Below are 17,144 nucleotides of genomic sequence, written 5' to 3'. Positions count from 1 at the left end.
CAGTAGGAAGTGGCGTCATCCGGTGTGGGTGACTGACGACTCCACTGTATGAAGTGAGGGTGCTGCTAAAACTTACCGCGCCATTACAAACCTGTAATGCAATCGACCTCGGTAGCGTTTACAAGCACCGAGGTGATCCGTAGATTGCATCGGGCCTATCATTTTTCCGCCCATGAGGAATTCGCTCAGTGTCTATCCGAGGTTCAGCCGTGTTCAATCGCCGTTACCGTGCCTTTTTGTTTGATATGGATGGGACCTTGCTCAACTCCATTGCCGCTGCCGAGCGGGTGTGGAGCCTCTGGGCTGAACGTCATGGGCTGGATGTGGCGGCCTTTTTGACGACTATTCACGGCGCCCGCGCGATCGACACCATCACGCGCCAGGCATTGCCGGGCGTCGATCCCGAGGTTGAAGCGCAGTGGATCACCGAGGCTGAAATCAATGATGTCGAAGGTGTTGTGGCGATTTCTGGCGCCGTGGCGTTCCTGAACCGCCTGCCGGGTGATCAATGGGCGTTGGTCACTTCTGCTCCAAGGGAGTTGGCGTTGCGTCGACTGCAAGCAGCGGGCATTGCGCCGCCGGCGGTATTGGTGACGGCTGAAGATGTGGCCCTCGGCAAGCCGAATCCGGCTTGTTACGTTTTGGGGGCGCAACGCCTGGGTGTGCCGGTGCAGGAATGCCTGGTGTTTGAAGATGCAACGGTGGGTATTCGTGCGGGAGAGGCCGCAGGCGCGGATGTGATGGTCGTGACGTCGACTCATTACACGCCTATGACCACTGACCATCCTTCGATAGACGGGTACCAGCAGTTGGACGTACAGCGTGACGCAGAAGGCTTGTTGTACTTGCAGAGTGGGGCGGGCTGATACGAAAAGACGACGCTGTTGATGCCGGTGTCTGCTGGCGATGAGCGCGATGTCACTGACGCGTTTGCCGACACAACCTGCGTTGCACGGACTTCTGGATAGGTTTGATACAGAACAGGAACAAGTACCCGCAAAGCAGCAGCGCCAAGTCCAGCCCTGAACGGGGGGCGGCGGAGCCGGAGCCTTCGATTGCATACTTCAAACCATAGGCCAGCCCTGCGAAGACCCATCCTATCGATAAGGCGATCATCCAAGACGTGTAGGCAAATGGCGGTGGGGTCCTTGGCCGCATCGACGTGCTCCTGAATGCACACGGATGGCTGAGTGTCAGTCAGAAGATTCGGCTGAGAATGAAACAACAAGTTCCGGGCGTGAAGACAGTTTCATCTTTCCATGAAGATGAACGCATTGGTGGCGTCAGTCACGCGGCAATGACAAGAGCGGTGTGAAGAGGTTTTCGCCAGCCATTACAGTGCACGAAAAGGCTGGCTACTGAGGGTGCTTCAAGGCGTCTGGTTTTTGTCCGGGGCAGTCAAACCGGCCTGGATGCGCTGGTAGATTTCCTCGCGATGCACGGCAACATCCTTGGGTGCGTTGATGCCGATTCGTACTTGCTGGCCGCTGACGCCCAGGATGGTGACCGTGATGTCATCACCGATGTTTATGCTTTCACCAACTTTGCGGGTGAGTATCAGCATGGACTTCTCCTTGATTACTTTTAAGGACACATGTTTCAGACAGGGCAGGTGTCGGATGTGTGTAGCTTACTGCTAAGCGCTTCCCTGTGACTGCCTCTTTTTAGGACGCATAGAGGCGACATTAATTCCCATGGCGGCATCATACAGGTCTGCGATACATGATTCGCATTGTTTAAGCGAAGGTTTATGACGGCCAGAATAGACAGTGAATGATAAAGTCGCCTCTTTATCTTTAAAGGAGCAGGGCAGTGCGTAAAGTAGCGATGGCAATGGCGGTGTTGGCATTGGCCGGTTGCGGTGAGGGCAAACGCGTCGAGGCCCCCAGGAGCAAGCCTGTCGTGACCGAAAACCAGCCTCAAACCGGCGCGATTGCTGCGCAGGAATGGGATGTATGGGTCGGGCCGCCGGACCACAAGCTACAGGCCATCACCGACCTTACGGCCTGGTTGCTGGAACATGGTTTCAACTTTTACATCGTGAAGGTTGACGGCAAGGACGAAGTCCTGCTCGGGCCGTTCGCGACCAAGGCTGAAGCCGAGGCCAAGCAGGCACTGCTCAACGAGAAAATGGCGCGCGCCAAGAAAACCGATACCGAATCGCAGGTTATCGAGCACAAGGCTGCACAGTAACGCGCCGGGTGGGCGGGAGTTTCGCCCATTTTCAACTACAGGCTTTCAGACTCACCGGGCCAACAAACTCATTGCCGCGCCCCATCACGCACGCCACTGTCTGGTTACGCTGGCGCTCCCAGGCCTGCACCGGGTAGGTCTTGTTCCAGGCTTCGTATAACTGGCGATCCTGTTTCGACAGTCGCAAGCCGTACTGTTTGCTCATATAAAAATAGGTGCGGGCGATCATTCCCCGGATGGAAGGGCGCGGCATGACCTTCTTGGCCTTGAAATCCACTTGAGTCAGGCAAGACCCGTACTGCCCGCTTTGTACCGGCAGCCAGCCAAAACTGAAGTTATTACGGTCACCGTTGACCTCTCCGATGCTTGGCACCAGGTTATGCAGGTCCGCTTCGGCACGCTTGAACACGTCATCATGGCGCGTGCAGTTCTTACGCCCACCGTCCTGCCAGCATTGGCGCTGATGCCCGATCTGCCAGGCGGGAACAATGTGCTCCCATTCGATGCGTGCGGCACGATTGGCGTTTTTGCGGGGGATGTAGCCACAGGCTTTCAAGTCCACGCGATTGCCCGTGTACTTGCAGCCGCAATAGAACTCGGTGGATTGTGGAGCGTAGAGCTTCCAGGCGATTTTCTTGGCTTCACTGAACGTGCGTGGCGCCTGGGCGTGGGCGGTGACGGCAAAAAACAGGCAGCACACCGCCATAAAACGGACATTCATTGAATCAATCTTCCTTCGGTACAACCCAGAAAATCTGTACGCCACCGTCGTCACGATAGGCGAGGGTGACGTTATCGTTCTCTGCGATTTCCTCAAGCAAGCGCGCCCATTCATCCTCAGGCTCGTCCGGCAAACGGAAGATCAACGCTGCCTTGGCTTTCTGGGCGTTGGTTGAATTGATGATCTTTTGCACGCGAATAGCCAGGCGTTCGTAGGCATCAGGTGTGGTTGGCGCTGCGGAAGAGGACTTTGCCACGGAGTATTTCCTAATAAGCTGTACGCACATACAGTATTTAACTGTAGGCAATTTCGCAACTACTTAAAATTCAAGAAGTTCGTCTTACAGCAATTCAGGCAATTGGGTGTAGGGCGGAGCGTGAGGGTGTAGGAGCGAGCAAACTCGCTCCTACAGGGGAGGGCAGTCAGGAATCAGTATTCCCAGAACATCCGCTGCAGCTCTTTGCTGTCTTGGGTCTTGGTCAAGGCGACCATGGCCAGGATGCGGGCTTTCTGCGGGTTCAGGTCGAGCGCAGCGACCCAATCGTATTTGTCGTCAGGCTGTTCGGCGTTGCGCAGAACCATGCCGCCGGCATTCACGTGGGAAGAGCGAATGATCTGTACACCCTGCTTGCGCAGTTCCACCAGGGCAGGTACGACTTTGGAGGACACGGAGCCGTTGCCAGTACCGGCGTGGATGATGGCTTTGGCGCCTGCTTGAGCCAGGGCCTTGTAGGCAGTGTCGCTCACGTTGCCGTAGCCATAGGCGATCTCGACGTCCGGCAGGCTCTTGATGTTCTTGATATCGAATTCCGAATCCATGGTGTGACGCTTGGCCGGCAAGCGGAACCAGTAGGATTTGCCTTCAACCACCATGCCCAGTGGGCCCCATGGACTCTTGAACGCTTCGGTCTTGATATTGATCATCTTGCTGACGTCGCGACCCGACTGGATCTCGTCGTTCATGGTGACCAGCACGCCTTTGCCGCGTGCATCCTTGCTGCCGGCCACGGCGACGGCGTTGTACAGGTTGAGCATGCCGTCCGCCGACATGGCGGTGCCTGGGCGCATGGAGCCGACTACCACGATTGGCTTGTCGGTTTTCTCCACCAGGTTCAGGAAGTAGGCGGTTTCTTCCAAGGTGTCGGTACCGTGGGTGATCACGATGCCGTCCACGTCCTTGCTGTCGGCCAGTTCGGCGACGCGGCGGCCCAGTTGCAGCAGGTTTTCATTGTTGATGCTTTCGGACGCAATTTGCATCACTTGCTCGCCACGCACATTGGCGATCTGGCTAAGCTCAGGAACACCGGCGATCAATTGCTCGATACCGACTTTCGCTGCCTGGTAGGTGGCGCTGTTGGCTGCGCTGGCGCCGGCGCCGGCAATGGTGCCGCCGGTGGCGAGGATCACCACGTTAGACAGTTTGGTCTTGGTTTCAACTTCCTTTGCCTGGGCGGCAACGGGGAACAACAGCAGGAGGGCTAACGCGCCCGGAACAAAAGTCTTCAGTGCAGATTTCATTATTTTTCTCTCTGGTTTTTGATGAGTGCTGTAGCAAGTTCATCTAGAACACCCGGGCGGTTCTGAATGCCACGAGGTGATGGGGTAGAGCAGGATCTGTACCAGGCTCAACGTGAACGATAAAACAATTTAAATAATTGATTTATAACAATTAATATTGATTTTTCTGGCTTGTTTCCCATGTGGGTGTCCGGCTTTCCGAACATCGGACTGCATTGTGTTCGGTTGTCCGAAAAAGTTGACCGCCAGGCTTTGGCGGATGCATGAATGATGCGCCCCAAGCCTGTCGTTTTAGAGAACGACCGGGAGGGTGCGATGTTTAACTGCGCTTATGCTCAGGCGTGAGGGAGGGCGTGGATGAAAGGCTGTTTACAACCGTTGACAAATCTCGACAAGGTTCTCATAGTTTGAACAACGCAAACGTTTGCGAGATGTTTCACGGAGCACTCCCTGAGTATCGTGACAGCTCGTATCAGCCGCCCGGGTGGGAAGGCTGCCGAAGGGGTCTTCGGTGCAAGCGTTGCTCACAATAATCATAAGATCGGAGTGAACCCATGAAGCTGCCATTCGCTGGACGTCTTCTTGCTGTCGCTGTGCTTGCTGCTGCATCTGCTGCCCTGCCTCTCTCCTCTGCATTTGCCGATGACGCCGCCAAACCCAAGGTCGGCCTGGTCATGAAATCCCTTGCCAATGAATTCTTTGTCACCATGCAGGATGGTGCAAAGGCGTATCAGAAAGAACACGCCTCCGATTTCTACATGATCACCAACGGTATCAAGAACGAAACCGATACCAGCGCGCAGATCGACATCGTCAACCAGATGATCCTCGCCAAGGTCGACGCCATCGTCATCGCGCCTGCTGATTCGAAGGCACTGGTCACCGTGCTCAAGAAGGCTTCCGATGCTGGGATCAAGGTCGTCAACATCGACAACCGCCTGGACCCGGACGTGCTCAAAAGCAAGAACCTCGACATCCCCTTCGTAGGTCCGGACAACCGCAAAGGCTCCAAGCTGGTCGGCGACTACCTGGCCAAGCAACTGGCCTCGGGTGACAAGGTCGGCATCATCGAGGGTGTGCCGACCACCACCAACGCCCAGCAGCGTACCGCAGGCTATAAGGATGCGATGGACGCTGCCGGCATGAAGATCGTCTCCACCCAATCCGGCAACTGGGAAATCGACCAGGGCCAGAAAGTGGCGTCCGCCATGCTGAGTGAATACCCCGACCTCAAGGCCCTGCTGGCCGGTAACGACAACATGGCCCTGGGCGCAGTCTCTGCCGTGCGTGCGGCCGGCAAGGCTGGCAAGGTGCTGGTCGTAGGCTACGACAACATCGAAGCCATCAAGCCGATGCTGCAGGACGGCCGTGTCCTGGCGACCGCCGACCAGGCTGCAGCCCAGCAAGCCGTGTTCGGTATCCAGAATGCGCTCAAGCTGGTCAAGGGTGAGAAAGTCGATGCCAAAGATGGCGTGATCGAAACCCCGGTCGAACTCGTCCTCAAGAAGTAATCCTGGCAGCACCCAACAGCGCCCGCTCGCCCTGAGCGGGCGCCTGGAGATTTTCCTATGTCATCTTCCGCCCCGAACGCTGTCCTCTCGGTCAGCGGTATCGGCAAGACCTATGCCCAACCGGTTCTGTCCGACATCACCCTGACGCTCAATCGCGGGGAAGTGCTGGCGCTGACCGGAGAGAACGGCGCAGGCAAAAGTACCTTGTCGAAGATCATCGGTGGGCTGGTCACGCCGACTACCGGGCACATGCAGTTCAACGGCCAGGATTTTCGCCCTGGCAGCCGCACCCAGGCTGAAGAGTTGGGCGTACGTATGGTCATGCAGGAGCTCAACCTGCTGCCGACACTGACTGTTGCCGAAAACCTGTTCCTGGATAACCTGCCCAGCCACTGTGGCTGGATCAGCCGCAAGCAACTGCGCAAGGCTGCAATCGAGGCCATGGCCCAGGTCGGGCTGGATGCCATTGATCCGGACACGCTGGTTGGCAGCCTGGGCATTGGCCATCAGCAAATGGTCGAAATCGCCCGCAACCTGATCGGCGATTGCCACGTACTGATCCTTGACGAACCCACGGCCATGCTTACGGCCCGTGAAGTCGAGATGCTGTTTGAACAAATCACCCGCCTGCAGGCTCGGGGCGTGGCGATCATTTACATTTCGCACCGGCTGGAAGAGCTGGCCCGTGTTGCCCAGCGCATTGCGGTTCTGCGCGACGGCAAACTGGTCTGTGTCGAGCCGATGGCCAATTACAACAGTGAGCAACTGGTCACCTTGATGGTCGGTCGTGAGCTGGGCGAGCACATCGACCTGGGCCCGCGCTCCATTGGTGGTCCGGCCTTGACGGTGAAAGGCCTGACTCGCTCGGACAAGGTCCGCGATGTGTCCTTTGAAGTGCGCGCCGGTGAGATCTACGGTATCTCCGGCCTGATAGGTGCCGGTCGTACTGAGTTGTTACGCCTGATCTTCGGTGCCGACCTGGCCGATAGCGGCACCGTGGCGCTTGGTTCGCCGGCCCAGGTGGTGAGCATCCGCTCTCCTGTGGATGCGGTGGGCCACGGCATTGCCCTGATCACCGAAGACCGCAAGGGTGAGGGCCTGCTGCTGACCCAGTCCATCAGCGCCAATATTGCCCTGGGCAACATGCCGGAAATCTCCGGCGGTGGCGTGGTCAACAGCCGTGACGAAACCGCCTTGGCCAAGCGTCAGATCGACGCCATGCGCATCCGCAGTTCCAGTCCGGCGCAGCTGGTTTCCGAACTGTCCGGCGGTAACCAGCAGAAGGTGGTGATTGGCCGCTGGCTGGAGCGCGACTGCTCGGTGATGTTGTTTGACGAACCGACCCGTGGCATCGACGTGGGTGCCAAATTCGATATTTACGCCTTGCTTGGCGAGTTGACCCGCCAGGGCAAAGCGCTGGTGGTGGTGTCCAGTGATCTGCGTGAACTCATGCTGATCTGCGACCGCATCGGCGTGTTGTCCGCCGGGCGCTTGATCGAGACCTTCGAGCGCGACAGCTGGACCCAGGACGAATTGCTCGCCGCCGCCTTTGCTGGCTATCAGAAACGTGATGCGCTGCTCAACGACGCAGTGCTTAGGGATACCCCATGAAAACCACAACTTCCCCTGGCAAGACCGGCGGCAACTTCTATGGCCTGGGCACCTACCTGGGTCTTGCGGGTGCCTTGCTGGCGATGATTGCGCTGTTCTCGGTGCTCAGCGATCACTTCCTGTCCTATGACACCTTCAGCACCCTGGCCAACCAGATTCCGGACCTGATGGTACTGGCGGTGGGCATGACCTTCATCCTGATCATCGGTGGGATCGACCTGTCGGTGGGCTCGGTGCTGGCACTGGCTGCATCGGCCGTCAGCGTAGCGATCCTCGGCTGGGGCTGGAGCGTGTTGCCGGCTGCCGTGCTGGGCATGGGCTGCGCGGCGTTGGCCGGTACCATCACCGGCTCGATCACCGTGGCCTGGCGCATACCATCGTTCATCGTGTCCCTCGGCGTGCTGGAAATGGCCCGAGGCGTCGCTTACCAGATGACCGGCTCGCGCACCGCTTACATCGGGGATTCGTTTGCCTGGCTGTCCAACCCGATTGCCTTTGGTATTTCTCCGTCGTTCATCATCGCCTTGCTGGTGATCATCGCCGCGCAGCTGGTGCTCACCCGCACTGTGTTTGGTCGCTACCTGATCGGTATCGGCACCAACGAAGAGGCTGTGCGCCTGGCGGGAATCAATCCAAAACCTTACAAGATCCTGGTGTTCAGCCTCATGGGCCTGCTGGCCGGCGTGGCGGCGCTGTTCCAGATTTCGCGCCTGGAAGCGGCGGACCCGAACGCCGGTTCCGGCCTGGAGCTGCAAGTGATTGCGGCAGTGGTGATCGGCGGCACCAGCCTGATGGGTGGGCGCGGCTCGGTGATCAGTACCTTTTTTGGAGTGTTGATTATTTCGGTACTGGCAGCTGGCCTGGCGCAGATCGGTGCTACGGAACCGACCAAGCGCATCATCACCGGTGCCGTAATCGTGATCGCCGTGGTCCTCGACACCTACCGCAGCCAGCGCGCCAGTCGGCGGGGCTGACCCATGGCAACGATCAAGGATGTGGCAGCGCTTGCGGGTATTTCCTATACCACTGTGTCCCATGTGGTGAACAAGACTCGCCCGGTCAGTGAGCCGGTGCGCATCAAGGTTGAAGCGGCGATCAAGCAGCTCGACTATGTGCCCAGTGCCGTCGCGCGCTCACTCAAGGCCAAGACCACGGCAACCATCGGTTTGCTGGTGCCCAACAGCCTCAATCCGTATTTTGCGGAATTGGCTCGCGGCATCGAGGATTACTGCGAGCGTAACGGCTACTGCGTGATCCTCTGCAACTCCGACGACAATGCTGAAAAGCAACGCAACTATTTGCGCGTGCTGTTGGAAAAGCGCGTCGACGGCTTGATCGTGACCTCGGTGGGCGGTGACGACAGTGGCCTTGCCGCCGGCTTGAGCGCGGTGCGCACGCCCATGGTGATTGTCGACCGGGCGCTGGATGGCATTGATGTGGACCTGGTGCGTATCGATCACGAGGAGGGCGCCTATCTGGCGACCCGGCACTTGCTCGAACTGGGCCATCGCGATATTGCTTGCATCGGCGGCCCTGCCCATACCCGTGTTGCGCAAATGCGTTTGGCGGGCTATCACCGTGCGCTGCGAGAGGCCGGTGTCGAGGTGGCCGCCAACCGCATCCAGGAAAGCGATTTCACCAGTACAGGCGGTTACGCCGCCGCTGTGCATTTGCTGGCGCAAAACCCGCCCAGTGCGATTTTTGCCAGCAACGACATGATTGGTTTCGGCGTGTTGCGTGCAGCGGCAGAGCGCAATATCCGCGTACCGGGTGAGCTGTCGGTGATCGGTTTCGATGATATTCAAATGAGCCGTTACGTCTACCCGGCGCTGACCACGGTCGGGCAGTCGATCGTGCAACTGGGCGAGACGGCGGCCGAACTTTTACTGCGAAGAATTGCAACACCTCAAATGCCGATTGATCAACGCATCGTGACGCCGAGCATCGTGTTGCGTGAGTCGACGGCACCTGTCTCCGGTACGTTCGCCCAATACCGCTGAACCGAATTGATGAGTACTGATGTATGCCAGCAAAAGTAGTGGTAATAGGCAGCTTGAACATGGACCTGGTCACCCGTGCCAGCCGGTTGCCCCGTGCCGGTGAAACCTTGATCGGTCAGGCATTCTCAACCGTGCCTGGTGGCAAGGGCGCGAACCAGGCGGTAGCCTCCGCACGCTTGGGGGCCGATGTGTCGATGATCGGCTGTGTCGGCAGCGATGCCTATGGCATCCAGTTGCGCGATGCGTTGGTGGTGGAAGGCATCGATTGCGAGGCCGTCAGCACCGTGGACGGTTCCAGTGGCGTGGCCTTGATCGTGGTCGATGACAGCAGCCAGAACGCGATTGTGATCGTGGCGGGCAGTAACGGCGAACTGACGCCAGCCTCATTGCAGGCGTTTGATGCGGTGCTGCAGGCGGCTGAGGTGATCGTCTGCCAGCTGGAAGTGCCGATGAATACGGTGGGTTATGCCCTCAAGCGCGGTCGTGAGCTGGGCAAGACGGTGATCCTCAACCCTGCACCGGCCAGCGCGCCGTTGCCGGCTGAGTGGTACGCCTCGATCGATTACCTGATCCCCAATGAAAGCGAAGCTGGCGCACTGAGTGGTGTGGCCGTCGACTCCATTGACAGTGCCAAGGCCGCGGCCACCCACCTGATCCAGGCGGGCGCCGGCAAAGTCATCATCACCCTGGGCTCCCAGGGCGCACTGTTTACCGACGGCCTGAATTTCGAGCACCTGCTTGCGCCCAAGGTCAAGGCGGTAGACACAACGGCAGCGGGTGATACGTTCGTCGGTGGCTTTGCGGCGGCGTTGGCCAACGGCAAGAGCGAGGCCGAGGCCATTCGTTTTGGCCAGGTCGCGGCGGCGTTGTCGGTCACCCGCGCCGGTGCGCAACCCTCTATTCCAACGCTGCACGACGTACAAGGTTTTGTACCCTCATGAAAAAGACACCTCTGCTCAATATTGCCCTGTCGCGTGTGATCGCCTCGCTGGGTCACGGTGACATCCTCGTGATCGGTGACGCTGGCCTGCCAGTGCCGCCGGGTGTCGAGTTGATCGACCTGGCGTTGACCCAGGGCATCCCGGATTTCATCAGCACCTTACGTATCGTGCTCAGCGAGATGCAGGTTGAACGCCATGTGCTGGCGGAAGAAATCCTTCTCAAGCAACCACCCTCCTTGGCAGAGCTGAATGCACTCACAGAGCAGGCGGCCCTTGGTGAGCGGCGCCTGGTCAGCCATGACGAATTCAAGCAGCTCACTCACAAGGCGCGCGCGGTAGTGCGCACCGGTGAATGCCAGCCCTACTGCAATATCGCGCTGGTGTCCGGCGTAACGTTCTAGTGTTCTCAACGACAAGGAGTGTTTTATGCAATATGGTCTTCCAACCCTGAAAAACCTGTTCCGGAGTGTCCTGCTTTTGTCCGCACTCACTGCTGCAAGCGCCCAGGCGGCGGAAAAAATCGACCTGATCATCGACACCGACCCTGGTGCCGACGATGTGGTGGCGTTGCTGTTCGCCATGGCCTCTCCGGATGAGCTGAACATTCGTGCGCTCACCACTGTCGCCGGCAACGTGCGCCTGGACAAGACCTCCCGCAACGCGCGCCTGGCCCGCGAGTGGGCAGGGCGCGAGGACATTCCGGTGTACGCCGGTGCGCCAGCGCCGCTGCTGCGCAAGCCGATCTACGCCGAGAATATCCACGGTAAAGAAGGCATTTCCGGTGTCGCCGTGCATGAGCCGAAAAAGGGCCTGGCTGACGGCAATGCGGTTGATTACCTGATCAAGACCCTCAGCACTGCCAAGCCGCACAGCATCACCATCGCGATGCTCGGCCCGCAGACCAACCTGGCGCTGGCGCTGACCCAGGCACCGGAAATCACCCAGGGCATCAAGGAAGTGGTGGTGATGGGCGGCGCGCACTTCAACGGCGGCAATATCACGCCGGTGGCGGAGTTCAACCTGTTCGCCGACCCGGTTGCGGCTGAAATTGTGCTCAAGAGCGGCGTCAAGCTGACTTACCTGCCGCTGGACGTGACCCACAAGGTATTGACCAGCGAAGCCCGCCTGAAAAAGATCGCCGACCTCAAGAACAACGCGAGCAAGGTGGTTGGCGATATTCTCAATGAATACGTCAAGGGCGACATGGAGCACTACGGCATTCCAGGCGGCCCGGTGCATGACGCCACCGTCGTGGCTTACCTGCTCAAGCCTTCGCTGTTCAACGGTCGTGAAGTCAATGTGGTGGTGGATAGCCGTGAAGGTCCAACCTTCGGCCAGACCATCGTCGACTGGTACGACGGCCTGAAACAACCGAAGAACGCGTTCTGGGTGGAGAACGGTGATGCCCAGGGCTTCTTCGATCTGCTGACCGAGCGCCTGGCGCGTCTGAAGTAATGGGTTGACCGGTCGGCGTTCGCCAGCCGGTTCTTATTCGCGCTCGGGGTCGTGTGCCCCCATGTGGTCGGCCGGGTATTTCTCGAATATCTGGCCGATGAACGCTTGCGCTGCCTGCGTACCCAGTTCCTTGACCAGCAGGTCGATGCCGATAATCGCCAATTCCTCTGGGCTGCCGGGGCTGTATGAGCTTTGTCCTTGGGGCCACTTGGCTTTGATATCGGCTTGGAGCGTTACGGTGGTCATGAAGGTCTCACGGGGCTGAAAGTACAGGGCAATGCGCTGGAACGCGGTTCTTACCGGGCCAGTTAACCATTTTGCATCGTGTTTGGCACTGATACTTAGGCATGAGGCGATTCGGCATGACGTTGCTGCTGTGCGACACTGTCCGCCTGTTTAATTGCCGGGGACACCACGTGCAGATCGATTTGAACAACCCCGAGAACCTGACGCTGGCGAATGTGCGTCAGCTTCTCGCCAGCGCCAGTGACGATGAACATGCCCAGTTGCGCGTGACCAAGGCCGGAATCGCCTATATCTCTTCAGGAAGGGTTGTAGGTGGCGTGGATATCGACGAGCTGCTGTTTCGCCTGGAGACATGGGCCAAGGGCTCCGGATACGTAGGTAATGTTGCCGCCAGTGATGAGGTCTGGGTGACGCAGATCTTCAATGCTCTGAAGGAAAACTGGCCGAAGCCGGCGTTCGACTACATCGACATCTACTGAGCATATTCATATCCGGTCACGATTGAGCGGGCGAATGCCTGTCCCGACTCAGGCAAACTTGCCCGGCGGCGGTTTACGTCTTGAAACCAATCCGCCCAATCGCTGTCGCACGATCTCTGTCCATTTTTTATCATAGGAGGCTTCATGCCTTGGAAGCTCGCATCATTCGGTACTTTGTTGGCGGCACTCGCATTGGCGGGTTGCAGCACCCCGGGTGCCTCTGAGCCAGCCAAAGACGCCGCCGTGGCCGATGCCGGTCATAGCCGCTGTGAGTCGAAAGCCGCCGAATTCACGATCGGCCAGAAAGCCTCGCCCCAGTTGCTGGAACAGGCGCGTACCCGTGCCGGTGCGCAGAACGCACGCATCCTCAAGCCTAACGATATGATCACCCTGGAATACCGCTCCGAACGCCTCAACCTGAACACCGATGACAACCTGGTGATCATGCGGGTCAATTGCGGCTAAGTCTCTCAAGGCTATTGCAGCGCCCATAAAAAACCCCGTCACATGGACGGGGTTTTTTTAGCTCAGCGGAGAATTACTCGCCGCGAACCTGTGCAGCTTGCATACCCTTTTGGCCTTTCTCAGCCACGAAGGAAACGGTTTGGCCTTCTTTCAGGCTTTTGAAACCGTCGCTTTCGATAGCTTTGAAGTGTACGAACAGGTCGTCACCGCCACCTTGAGGAGTGATGAAGCCGAAGCCTTTTTCATCGTTGAACCATTTAACGGTGCCGGTTTGGCGATTAGACATGGTGTATCTCCAAGAAACATATATTTTCAGTAGTGCTGTGCTGCTCAGGCCAACTGGGCACACCGGGCTATCATAGTCGAAATGTTCGGCTTGGGAGCCCCCCCAAGGCATTGTTTGCTAATCAATAGCGTTGCGTTTAGTACCTGTTCCGGCTGAAAGCCCCGATCTACGGGGCTTTCGCTCGAAATATCAACAGGTAAAAAAAGCCGTAAAAGCTGCGTATTTTGTGAGAAATGGCAGTTTTCAGGCTGTTTTGCCCGATAAAAAGCCGTCTGATCTGTGGCGGATCTTACTTTTTCTTCACGACTTTGCAGGACGAAATAGCCGCGACCGCTTTGTTTTTAAGCTCAGGCTTGGCGTTCGGGTTGGTCATGAGTTCCTTGATTTCGGCAGTGCTCAATTCGGCATTGATCTTGTCAGCGCCACATTCGCAGTGGTCTTTGGCGGTCTTGACGTCTACGTTCTGGCTGGCGGCTGCGCTGCAGTCGTTGACGAAGCTGTCACGGGCACCGGCTGGCCAATTCGACGGGGCGGCTGCCTGTGCACCGAGGGACAGGAGGGTCAGGGAAGCGGCGAGAGCGAGGGTAGAAGTAAAACGCATCATGAGGATGCTCCTTTGAGTCGAGGACGAACGGCGATTCTCAGTGGGTTTGAGGCATTGCGTACAGCTCAAGTTCACTTTTGCAGCTATAAAGCGCGGATTTTGTCGTTACACAAGATAGCAGCGCCGCGATGACCGTTCATCTGTGCTAGCATCTTGCGCTTGGCTATTTCCAGGCGTACCAATTGCCGCCTTGCCATGTTCTTTTTAGCTCACTCCAGTCACTCTGGTTCGATTATCGGTTGGCCGAAAGGCTCCTGCCGCTGTAAGGCAGGCGTTCATCATTGAACGGCCTGGTGTTGGATCTTGTACTGGCTCATCCCAACCCACGTGACCTTTGGTAGGGGTCACCACTAGGAGAGGAGGCGCCATGCCAACTATTACTCTTCCCGACGGCAGTCAACGTTCATTCGATCATTCAGTTTCCGTAGCCGAGGTCGCCGCATCCATTGGTGCAGGCCTGGCCAAGGCCACCGTGGCCGGCAAGGTCGACGGCAAGCTGGTCGATGCCAGCGACTTGATCACCGGCGATGCCAGCCTGCAAATCATCACGCCCAAGGATCAAGAGGGGCTGGAGATCATTCGCCACTCTTGCGCGCACTTGATTGGCCATGCGGTCAAGCAACTGTACCCAACCGCGAAGATGGTGATCGGCCCGGTCATCGACGAAGGCTTCTATTACGACATCGCCTACGAGCGTCCTTTCACTCCGGACGACCTGGCTGCGATCGAACAGCGCATGCATCAGCTGATCGAAAAAGACTACGACGTGATCAAGAAGGTCACGCCGCGCGCCGAAGTGATCGACGTGTTCACCGCCCGTGGCGAAGACTACAAGCTGCGCCTGGTGGAAGACATGCCGGACGAGCAGGCCATGGGCCTGTACTACCACGAAGAATACGTCGACATGTGCCGTGGCCCGCACGTGCCGAACACGCGCTTCCTTAAGTCGTTCAAACTGACCAAGCTGTCCGGCGCCTACTGGCGCGGTGATGCGAAGAATGAGCAGTTGCAGCGGATCTACGGCACCGCGTGGGCTGACAAGAAGCAGCTGGCGGCCTACATCCAGCGCATCGAAGAAGCCGAAAAGCGCGATCACCGCAAGATCGGCAAGCGCCTGAACCTGTTCCACCTCCAGGAAGAAGCGCCGGGCATGGTGTTCTGGCATCCGAACGGCTGGACCCTGTACCAAGTGCTCGAGCAGTACATGCGCAAGGTTCAGCGCGAGAACGGCTACCTGGAGATCAAGACGCCCCAGGTCGTTGACCGCAGCCTGTGGGAGAAATCCGGGCACTGGGCCAACTACGCCGACAACATGTTCACCACCCAGTCGGAAAACCGCGACTACGCCATCAAGCCGATGAACTGCCCGTGCCACGTGCAGGTGTTCAACCAGGGCCTGAAGAGCTACCGCGAGTTGCCGATGCGCCTGGCTGAGTTCGGTGCCTGCCACCGTAACGAGCCATCGGGTGCGTTGCACGGCATCATGCGCGTGCGTGGCTTCACTCAGGACGATGCCCACATCTTCTGCACCGAAGAGCAGATGCAGGCTGAATCCGCCGCGTTCATCAAGCTGACCATGGATGTATATCGCGATTTCGGCTTTACCGAAGTCGAGATGAAGCTGTCCACTCGTCCGGAAAAACGCGTTGGCTCCGACGAACTGTGGGACCGCGCCGAAGCTGCACTGGCCGCTGCGCTTGACAGTGCGGGGCTTGCGTACGACCTGCAACCGGGTGAAGGTGCGTTCTACGGTCCGAAGATCGAGTTCTCGCTGAAAGATTGCCTTGGCCGCGTCTGGCAGTGTGGTACCCTGCAGCTCGATTTTAACCTGCCGATCCGTCTGGGCGCCGAATATGTGTCCGAAGACAACAGCCGTAAACACCCGGTTATGCTGCACCGGGCGATCCTTGGCTCGTTCGAACGGTTCGTCGGGATCCTGATCGAGCACTACGAGGGTGCATTCCCTGCGTGGCTGGCTCCGACCCAGGCAGTGATCATGAACATCACTGATAAACAGGCAGATTTTGCCGCTGAAGTTGAAAAAACACTCAACGAAAGCGGATTTCGTGCCAAGTCCGACTTGAGAAATGAAAAGATCGGCTTTAAAATCCGCGAGCATACTTTGCTCAAGGTTCCCTATCTTTTGGTTATCGGAGATCGGGAAGTCGAGATGCAGACTGTCGCTGTGCGTACTCGTGAAGGTGCTGACCTGGGCTCGATGCCCGTCGCCCAGTTCGCTGAGTTCCTCGCGCAAGCGGTTTCCCGGCGTGGTCGCCCAGATTCGGAGTAATTATTATTAAGCGTGAAATGAGACAAGATAAACGAGCTGCACCGAAAGCCCCGATCAACGAGAATATCTCGGCACGCGAGGTTCGGTTAATTGGCGCTGACGGCGAGCAGATTGGCATCGTCTCGATTGATGAAGCGCTTCGTATCGCTGAAGAGTCCAAATTGGACCTGGTGGAAATCTCCGCCGACGCAGTCCCGCCTGTTTGCCGGGTGATGGACTACGGCAAGTCGATCTTCGAAAAGAAGAAGCAGATTGCTGCAGCGAAGAAGAACCAGAAGCAGATTCAAGTAAAAGAAATCAAGTTTCGTCCAGGGACGGAGGAAGGGGATTACCAGGTAAAACTGCGCAACCTGGTACGTTTCCTGAGTGATGGGGACAGGGCCAAGGTATCCTTGCGATTCCGCGGCCGTGAGATGGCCCACCAGGAGCTGGGGATGGAACTCCTCAAGCGGGTTGAAGCTGACCTGCTCGAGTACGGTTCGGTCGAACAGCATCCTAAGATGGAAGGACGCCAGCTGATCATGGTCATCGCCCCGAAAAAGAAGAAGTAATCAACAGGGCACGGCAGGCCTTCTGATTATGTTTATCAACTGAATGCGGAGTATCCGAACATGCCAAAGATGAAGACTAAAAGTGGTGCTGCTAAGCGGTTTCTGAAAACTGCTAACGGTATCAAGCACAAGCACGCTTTCAAGAGCCACATCCTGACCAAAATGTCGACCAAGCGTAAGCGTCAACTGCGCGGTAGCAGCTTGCTGCATCCGTCTGACGTGGCAAAAGTCGAGCGCATGCTGCGCCTTCGTTAATTTTTGGATCAAGAATAG

The 17,144-nt window shown here is 57.7% G+C and carries 21 protein-coding genes; 14 read left to right on the top strand and 7 right to left on the bottom strand.

The genetic code is table 11. The annotated features are described in order from the left end of the window. The first annotated feature begins 188 nt into the window (after nucleotides 1-188). Nucleotides 189-866 (top strand): HAD-IA family hydrolase, encoded by a 678-nt coding sequence (locus ACZ445_RS20250; protein ID WP_058426267.1) that lies wholly within the window; start codon nucleotides 189-191, stop codon nucleotides 864-866. 503 nt (nucleotides 867-1,369) lie between these two features. On the opposite strand, the gene csrA is transcribed toward ACZ445_RS20250, so the two are convergent. Beyond that, the gene (csrA, locus tag ACZ445_RS20245) at nucleotides 1,370-1,564 is read right to left on the bottom strand and encodes a carbon storage regulator CsrA (protein WP_058426265.1); all 195 of its coding nucleotides are present in this window, start codon (nucleotides 1,562-1,564) and stop codon (nucleotides 1,370-1,372) included. A gap of 263 nt (nucleotides 1,565-1,827) precedes the next feature. On the opposite strand from csrA, the gene ACZ445_RS20240 reads away from it, so the two are divergent. Then, nucleotides 1,828-2,193 (top strand): hypothetical protein, encoded by a 366-nt coding sequence (locus ACZ445_RS20240; protein WP_058426264.1) that lies wholly within the window; start codon nucleotides 1,828-1,830, stop codon nucleotides 2,191-2,193. A 31-nt stretch (nucleotides 2,194-2,224) separates the two neighbouring features. Here ACZ445_RS20240 and ACZ445_RS20235 read toward each other — a convergent pair whose 3' ends face one another. The 3 genes from ACZ445_RS20235 to ACZ445_RS20225 all read right to left on the bottom strand — a co-directional run bounded on the left by ACZ445_RS20235 (nucleotide 2,225) and on the right by ACZ445_RS20225 (nucleotide 4,432). Continuing rightward, complete coding sequence (locus ACZ445_RS20235) at nucleotides 2,225-2,914, bottom strand: endonuclease (RefSeq protein ID WP_058426263.1); 690 nt, start codon at nucleotides 2,912-2,914, stop codon at nucleotides 2,225-2,227. A gap of 4 nt (nucleotides 2,915-2,918) precedes the next feature. Next, a complete protein-coding gene (locus tag ACZ445_RS20230) occupies nucleotides 2,919-3,170 on the bottom strand; it encodes a DUF1654 domain-containing protein (protein WP_081049315.1) in 252 nt (83 codons plus the stop codon). A 173-nt stretch (nucleotides 3,171-3,343) separates the two neighbouring features. Next, the gene (locus ACZ445_RS20225) at nucleotides 3,344-4,432 is read right to left on the bottom strand and encodes an asparaginase (protein ID WP_058426261.1); all 1,089 of its coding nucleotides are present in this window, start codon (nucleotides 4,430-4,432) and stop codon (nucleotides 3,344-3,346) included. 554 nt (nucleotides 4,433-4,986) lie between these two features. Between ACZ445_RS20225 and ACZ445_RS20220 the strand changes: the two genes are divergently transcribed. Genes ACZ445_RS20220 through ACZ445_RS20190 form a run of 7 tightly spaced genes read left to right on the top strand, consistent with a single transcriptional unit; the run spans nucleotide 4,987 to nucleotide 11,950 of the window. Next, nucleotides 4,987-5,943 carry a sugar ABC transporter substrate-binding protein gene (locus ACZ445_RS20220; RefSeq protein WP_058426260.1) on the top strand — a complete coding sequence of 319 codons (957 nt, stop codon included), beginning with the start codon at nucleotides 4,987-4,989 and terminating at the stop codon, nucleotides 5,941-5,943. A 57-nt stretch (nucleotides 5,944-6,000) separates the two neighbouring features. Further along, entirely contained in the window at nucleotides 6,001-7,554 is a 1,554-nt protein-coding gene (locus ACZ445_RS20215; RefSeq protein ID WP_058426259.1) for a sugar ABC transporter ATP-binding protein, read from the top strand. Then, the gene (locus tag ACZ445_RS20210; RefSeq protein ID WP_010209107.1) at nucleotides 7,551-8,528 is read left to right on the top strand and encodes an ABC transporter permease; all 978 of its coding nucleotides are present in this window, start codon (nucleotides 7,551-7,553) and stop codon (nucleotides 8,526-8,528) included. Before ACZ445_RS20215 ends, ACZ445_RS20210 begins: the two co-directional genes overlap by 4 nt. Before the next feature lie 3 nt (nucleotides 8,529-8,531). After that, nucleotides 8,532-9,554 (top strand): LacI family DNA-binding transcriptional regulator, encoded by a 1,023-nt coding sequence (locus ACZ445_RS20205; protein ID WP_058426258.1) that lies wholly within the window; start codon nucleotides 8,532-8,534, stop codon nucleotides 9,552-9,554. A gap of 23 nt (nucleotides 9,555-9,577) precedes the next feature. Beyond that, a complete protein-coding gene (gene rbsK / locus ACZ445_RS20200; protein ID WP_058426257.1) occupies nucleotides 9,578-10,495 on the top strand; it encodes a ribokinase in 918 nt (305 codons plus the stop codon). Beyond that, nucleotides 10,492-10,896: a D-ribose pyranase gene (gene rbsD, locus ACZ445_RS20195; protein WP_058426256.1), complete on the top strand. Its 405-nt coding sequence runs from the start codon at nucleotides 10,492-10,494 to the stop codon at nucleotides 10,894-10,896. Before rbsK ends, rbsD begins: the two co-directional genes overlap by 4 nt. Nucleotides 10,897-10,921: 25 nt before the next feature. After that, the gene (locus ACZ445_RS20190; RefSeq protein WP_310864201.1) at nucleotides 10,922-11,950 is read left to right on the top strand and encodes a nucleoside hydrolase; all 1,029 of its coding nucleotides are present in this window, start codon (nucleotides 10,922-10,924) and stop codon (nucleotides 11,948-11,950) included. 33 nt (nucleotides 11,951-11,983) lie between these two features. On the opposite strand, the gene ACZ445_RS20185 is transcribed toward ACZ445_RS20190, so the two are convergent. Next, entirely contained in the window at nucleotides 11,984-12,196 is a 213-nt protein-coding gene (locus ACZ445_RS20185) for a hypothetical protein (RefSeq protein ID WP_010209115.1), read from the bottom strand. 170 nt (nucleotides 12,197-12,366) lie between these two features. On the opposite strand from ACZ445_RS20185, the gene ACZ445_RS20180 reads away from it, so the two are divergent. Together ACZ445_RS20180 and ACZ445_RS20175 are read left to right on the top strand one after the other, a co-directional pair. Next, nucleotides 12,367-12,675 (top strand): hypothetical protein, encoded by a 309-nt coding sequence (locus ACZ445_RS20180; RefSeq protein ID WP_058426279.1) that lies wholly within the window; start codon nucleotides 12,367-12,369, stop codon nucleotides 12,673-12,675. A gap of 144 nt (nucleotides 12,676-12,819) precedes the next feature. Next, nucleotides 12,820-13,140, top strand: coding sequence for an I78 family peptidase inhibitor (locus ACZ445_RS20175; RefSeq protein WP_310864202.1), 321 nt, complete (start codon nucleotides 12,820-12,822; stop codon nucleotides 13,138-13,140). 73 nt (nucleotides 13,141-13,213) lie between these two features. Here ACZ445_RS20175 and ACZ445_RS20170 read toward each other — a convergent pair whose 3' ends face one another. Continuing rightward, nucleotides 13,214-13,426: a cold-shock protein gene (locus ACZ445_RS20170; protein WP_003234260.1), complete on the bottom strand. Its 213-nt coding sequence runs from the start codon at nucleotides 13,424-13,426 to the stop codon at nucleotides 13,214-13,216. A gap of 289 nt (nucleotides 13,427-13,715) precedes the next feature. Then, on the bottom strand, nucleotides 13,716-14,030 hold the full coding sequence (locus ACZ445_RS20165; protein ID WP_081049314.1) for a hypothetical protein: 315 nt from the start codon (nucleotides 14,028-14,030) through the stop codon (nucleotides 13,716-13,718). A 367-nt stretch (nucleotides 14,031-14,397) separates the two neighbouring features. On the opposite strand from ACZ445_RS20165, the gene thrS reads away from it, so the two are divergent. Genes thrS through rpmI form a run of 3 tightly spaced genes read left to right on the top strand, consistent with a single transcriptional unit; the run spans nucleotide 14,398 to nucleotide 17,126 of the window. Continuing rightward, nucleotides 14,398-16,320, top strand: coding sequence for a threonine--tRNA ligase (gene thrS, locus ACZ445_RS20160; RefSeq protein ID WP_058426253.1), 1,923 nt, complete (start codon nucleotides 14,398-14,400; stop codon nucleotides 16,318-16,320). Continuing rightward, nucleotides 16,320-16,871: a translation initiation factor IF-3 gene (gene infC / locus ACZ445_RS20155; RefSeq protein WP_169850653.1), complete on the top strand. Its 552-nt coding sequence runs from the start codon at nucleotides 16,320-16,322 to the stop codon at nucleotides 16,869-16,871. Before thrS ends, infC begins: the two co-directional genes overlap by 1 nt. Before the next feature lie 60 nt (nucleotides 16,872-16,931). Continuing rightward, nucleotides 16,932-17,126, top strand: coding sequence for a 50S ribosomal protein L35 (gene rpmI, locus ACZ445_RS20150; RefSeq protein WP_002553160.1), 195 nt, complete (start codon nucleotides 16,932-16,934; stop codon nucleotides 17,124-17,126). Nucleotides 17,127-17,144: the final 18 nt, after the last annotated feature.

It is taken from the genome of Pseudomonas allii (assembly GCF_055380095.1).
The sequence above is the reverse complement of the archived record's forward strand: the minus strand, read 5'-3'. Positions and strand labels throughout refer to the sequence as shown.

Excerpts from the sequence above, each read along its gene's own strand:
- csrA (WP_058426265.1), bottom strand. The coding sequence starts at position 1,564 with ATGCTGATACTCACCCGCAAAGTTGGTGAAAGCATAAACATCGGTGAT.
- ACZ445_RS20240 (WP_058426264.1), top strand. The coding sequence starts at position 1,828 with ATGGCAATGGCGGTGTTGGCATTGGCCGGTTGCGGTGAGGGCAAACGC.
- ACZ445_RS20235 (WP_058426263.1), bottom strand. The coding sequence starts at position 2,914 with ATGAATGTCCGTTTTATGGCGGTGTGCTGCCTGTTTTTTGCCGTCACC.
- ACZ445_RS20225 (WP_058426261.1), bottom strand. The coding sequence starts at position 4,432 with ATGAAATCTGCACTGAAGACTTTTGTTCCGGGCGCGTTAGCCCTCCTG.
- ACZ445_RS20220 (WP_058426260.1), top strand. The coding sequence starts at position 4,987 with ATGAAGCTGCCATTCGCTGGACGTCTTCTTGCTGTCGCTGTGCTTGCT.
- ACZ445_RS20215 (WP_058426259.1), top strand. The coding sequence starts at position 6,001 with ATGTCATCTTCCGCCCCGAACGCTGTCCTCTCGGTCAGCGGTATCGGC.
- ACZ445_RS20210 (WP_010209107.1), top strand. The coding sequence starts at position 7,551 with ATGAAAACCACAACTTCCCCTGGCAAGACCGGCGGCAACTTCTATGGC.
- ACZ445_RS20205 (WP_058426258.1), top strand. The coding sequence starts at position 8,532 with ATGGCAACGATCAAGGATGTGGCAGCGCTTGCGGGTATTTCCTATACC.
- rbsK (WP_058426257.1), top strand. The coding sequence starts at position 9,578 with ATGCCAGCAAAAGTAGTGGTAATAGGCAGCTTGAACATGGACCTGGTC.
- rbsD (WP_058426256.1), top strand. The coding sequence starts at position 10,492 with ATGAAAAAGACACCTCTGCTCAATATTGCCCTGTCGCGTGTGATCGCC.
- ACZ445_RS20190 (WP_310864201.1), top strand. The coding sequence starts at position 10,922 with ATGCAATATGGTCTTCCAACCCTGAAAAACCTGTTCCGGAGTGTCCTG.
- ACZ445_RS20185 (WP_010209115.1), bottom strand. The coding sequence starts at position 12,196 with ATGACCACCGTAACGCTCCAAGCCGATATCAAAGCCAAGTGGCCCCAA.
- ACZ445_RS20175 (WP_310864202.1), top strand. The coding sequence starts at position 12,820 with ATGCCTTGGAAGCTCGCATCATTCGGTACTTTGTTGGCGGCACTCGCA.
- ACZ445_RS20170 (WP_003234260.1), bottom strand. The coding sequence starts at position 13,426 with ATGTCTAATCGCCAAACCGGCACCGTTAAATGGTTCAACGATGAAAAA.
- ACZ445_RS20165 (WP_081049314.1), bottom strand. The coding sequence starts at position 14,030 with ATGATGCGTTTTACTTCTACCCTCGCTCTCGCCGCTTCCCTGACCCTC.
- thrS (WP_058426253.1), top strand. The coding sequence starts at position 14,398 with ATGCCAACTATTACTCTTCCCGACGGCAGTCAACGTTCATTCGATCAT.
- rpmI (WP_002553160.1), top strand. The coding sequence starts at position 16,932 with ATGCCAAAGATGAAGACTAAAAGTGGTGCTGCTAAGCGGTTTCTGAAA.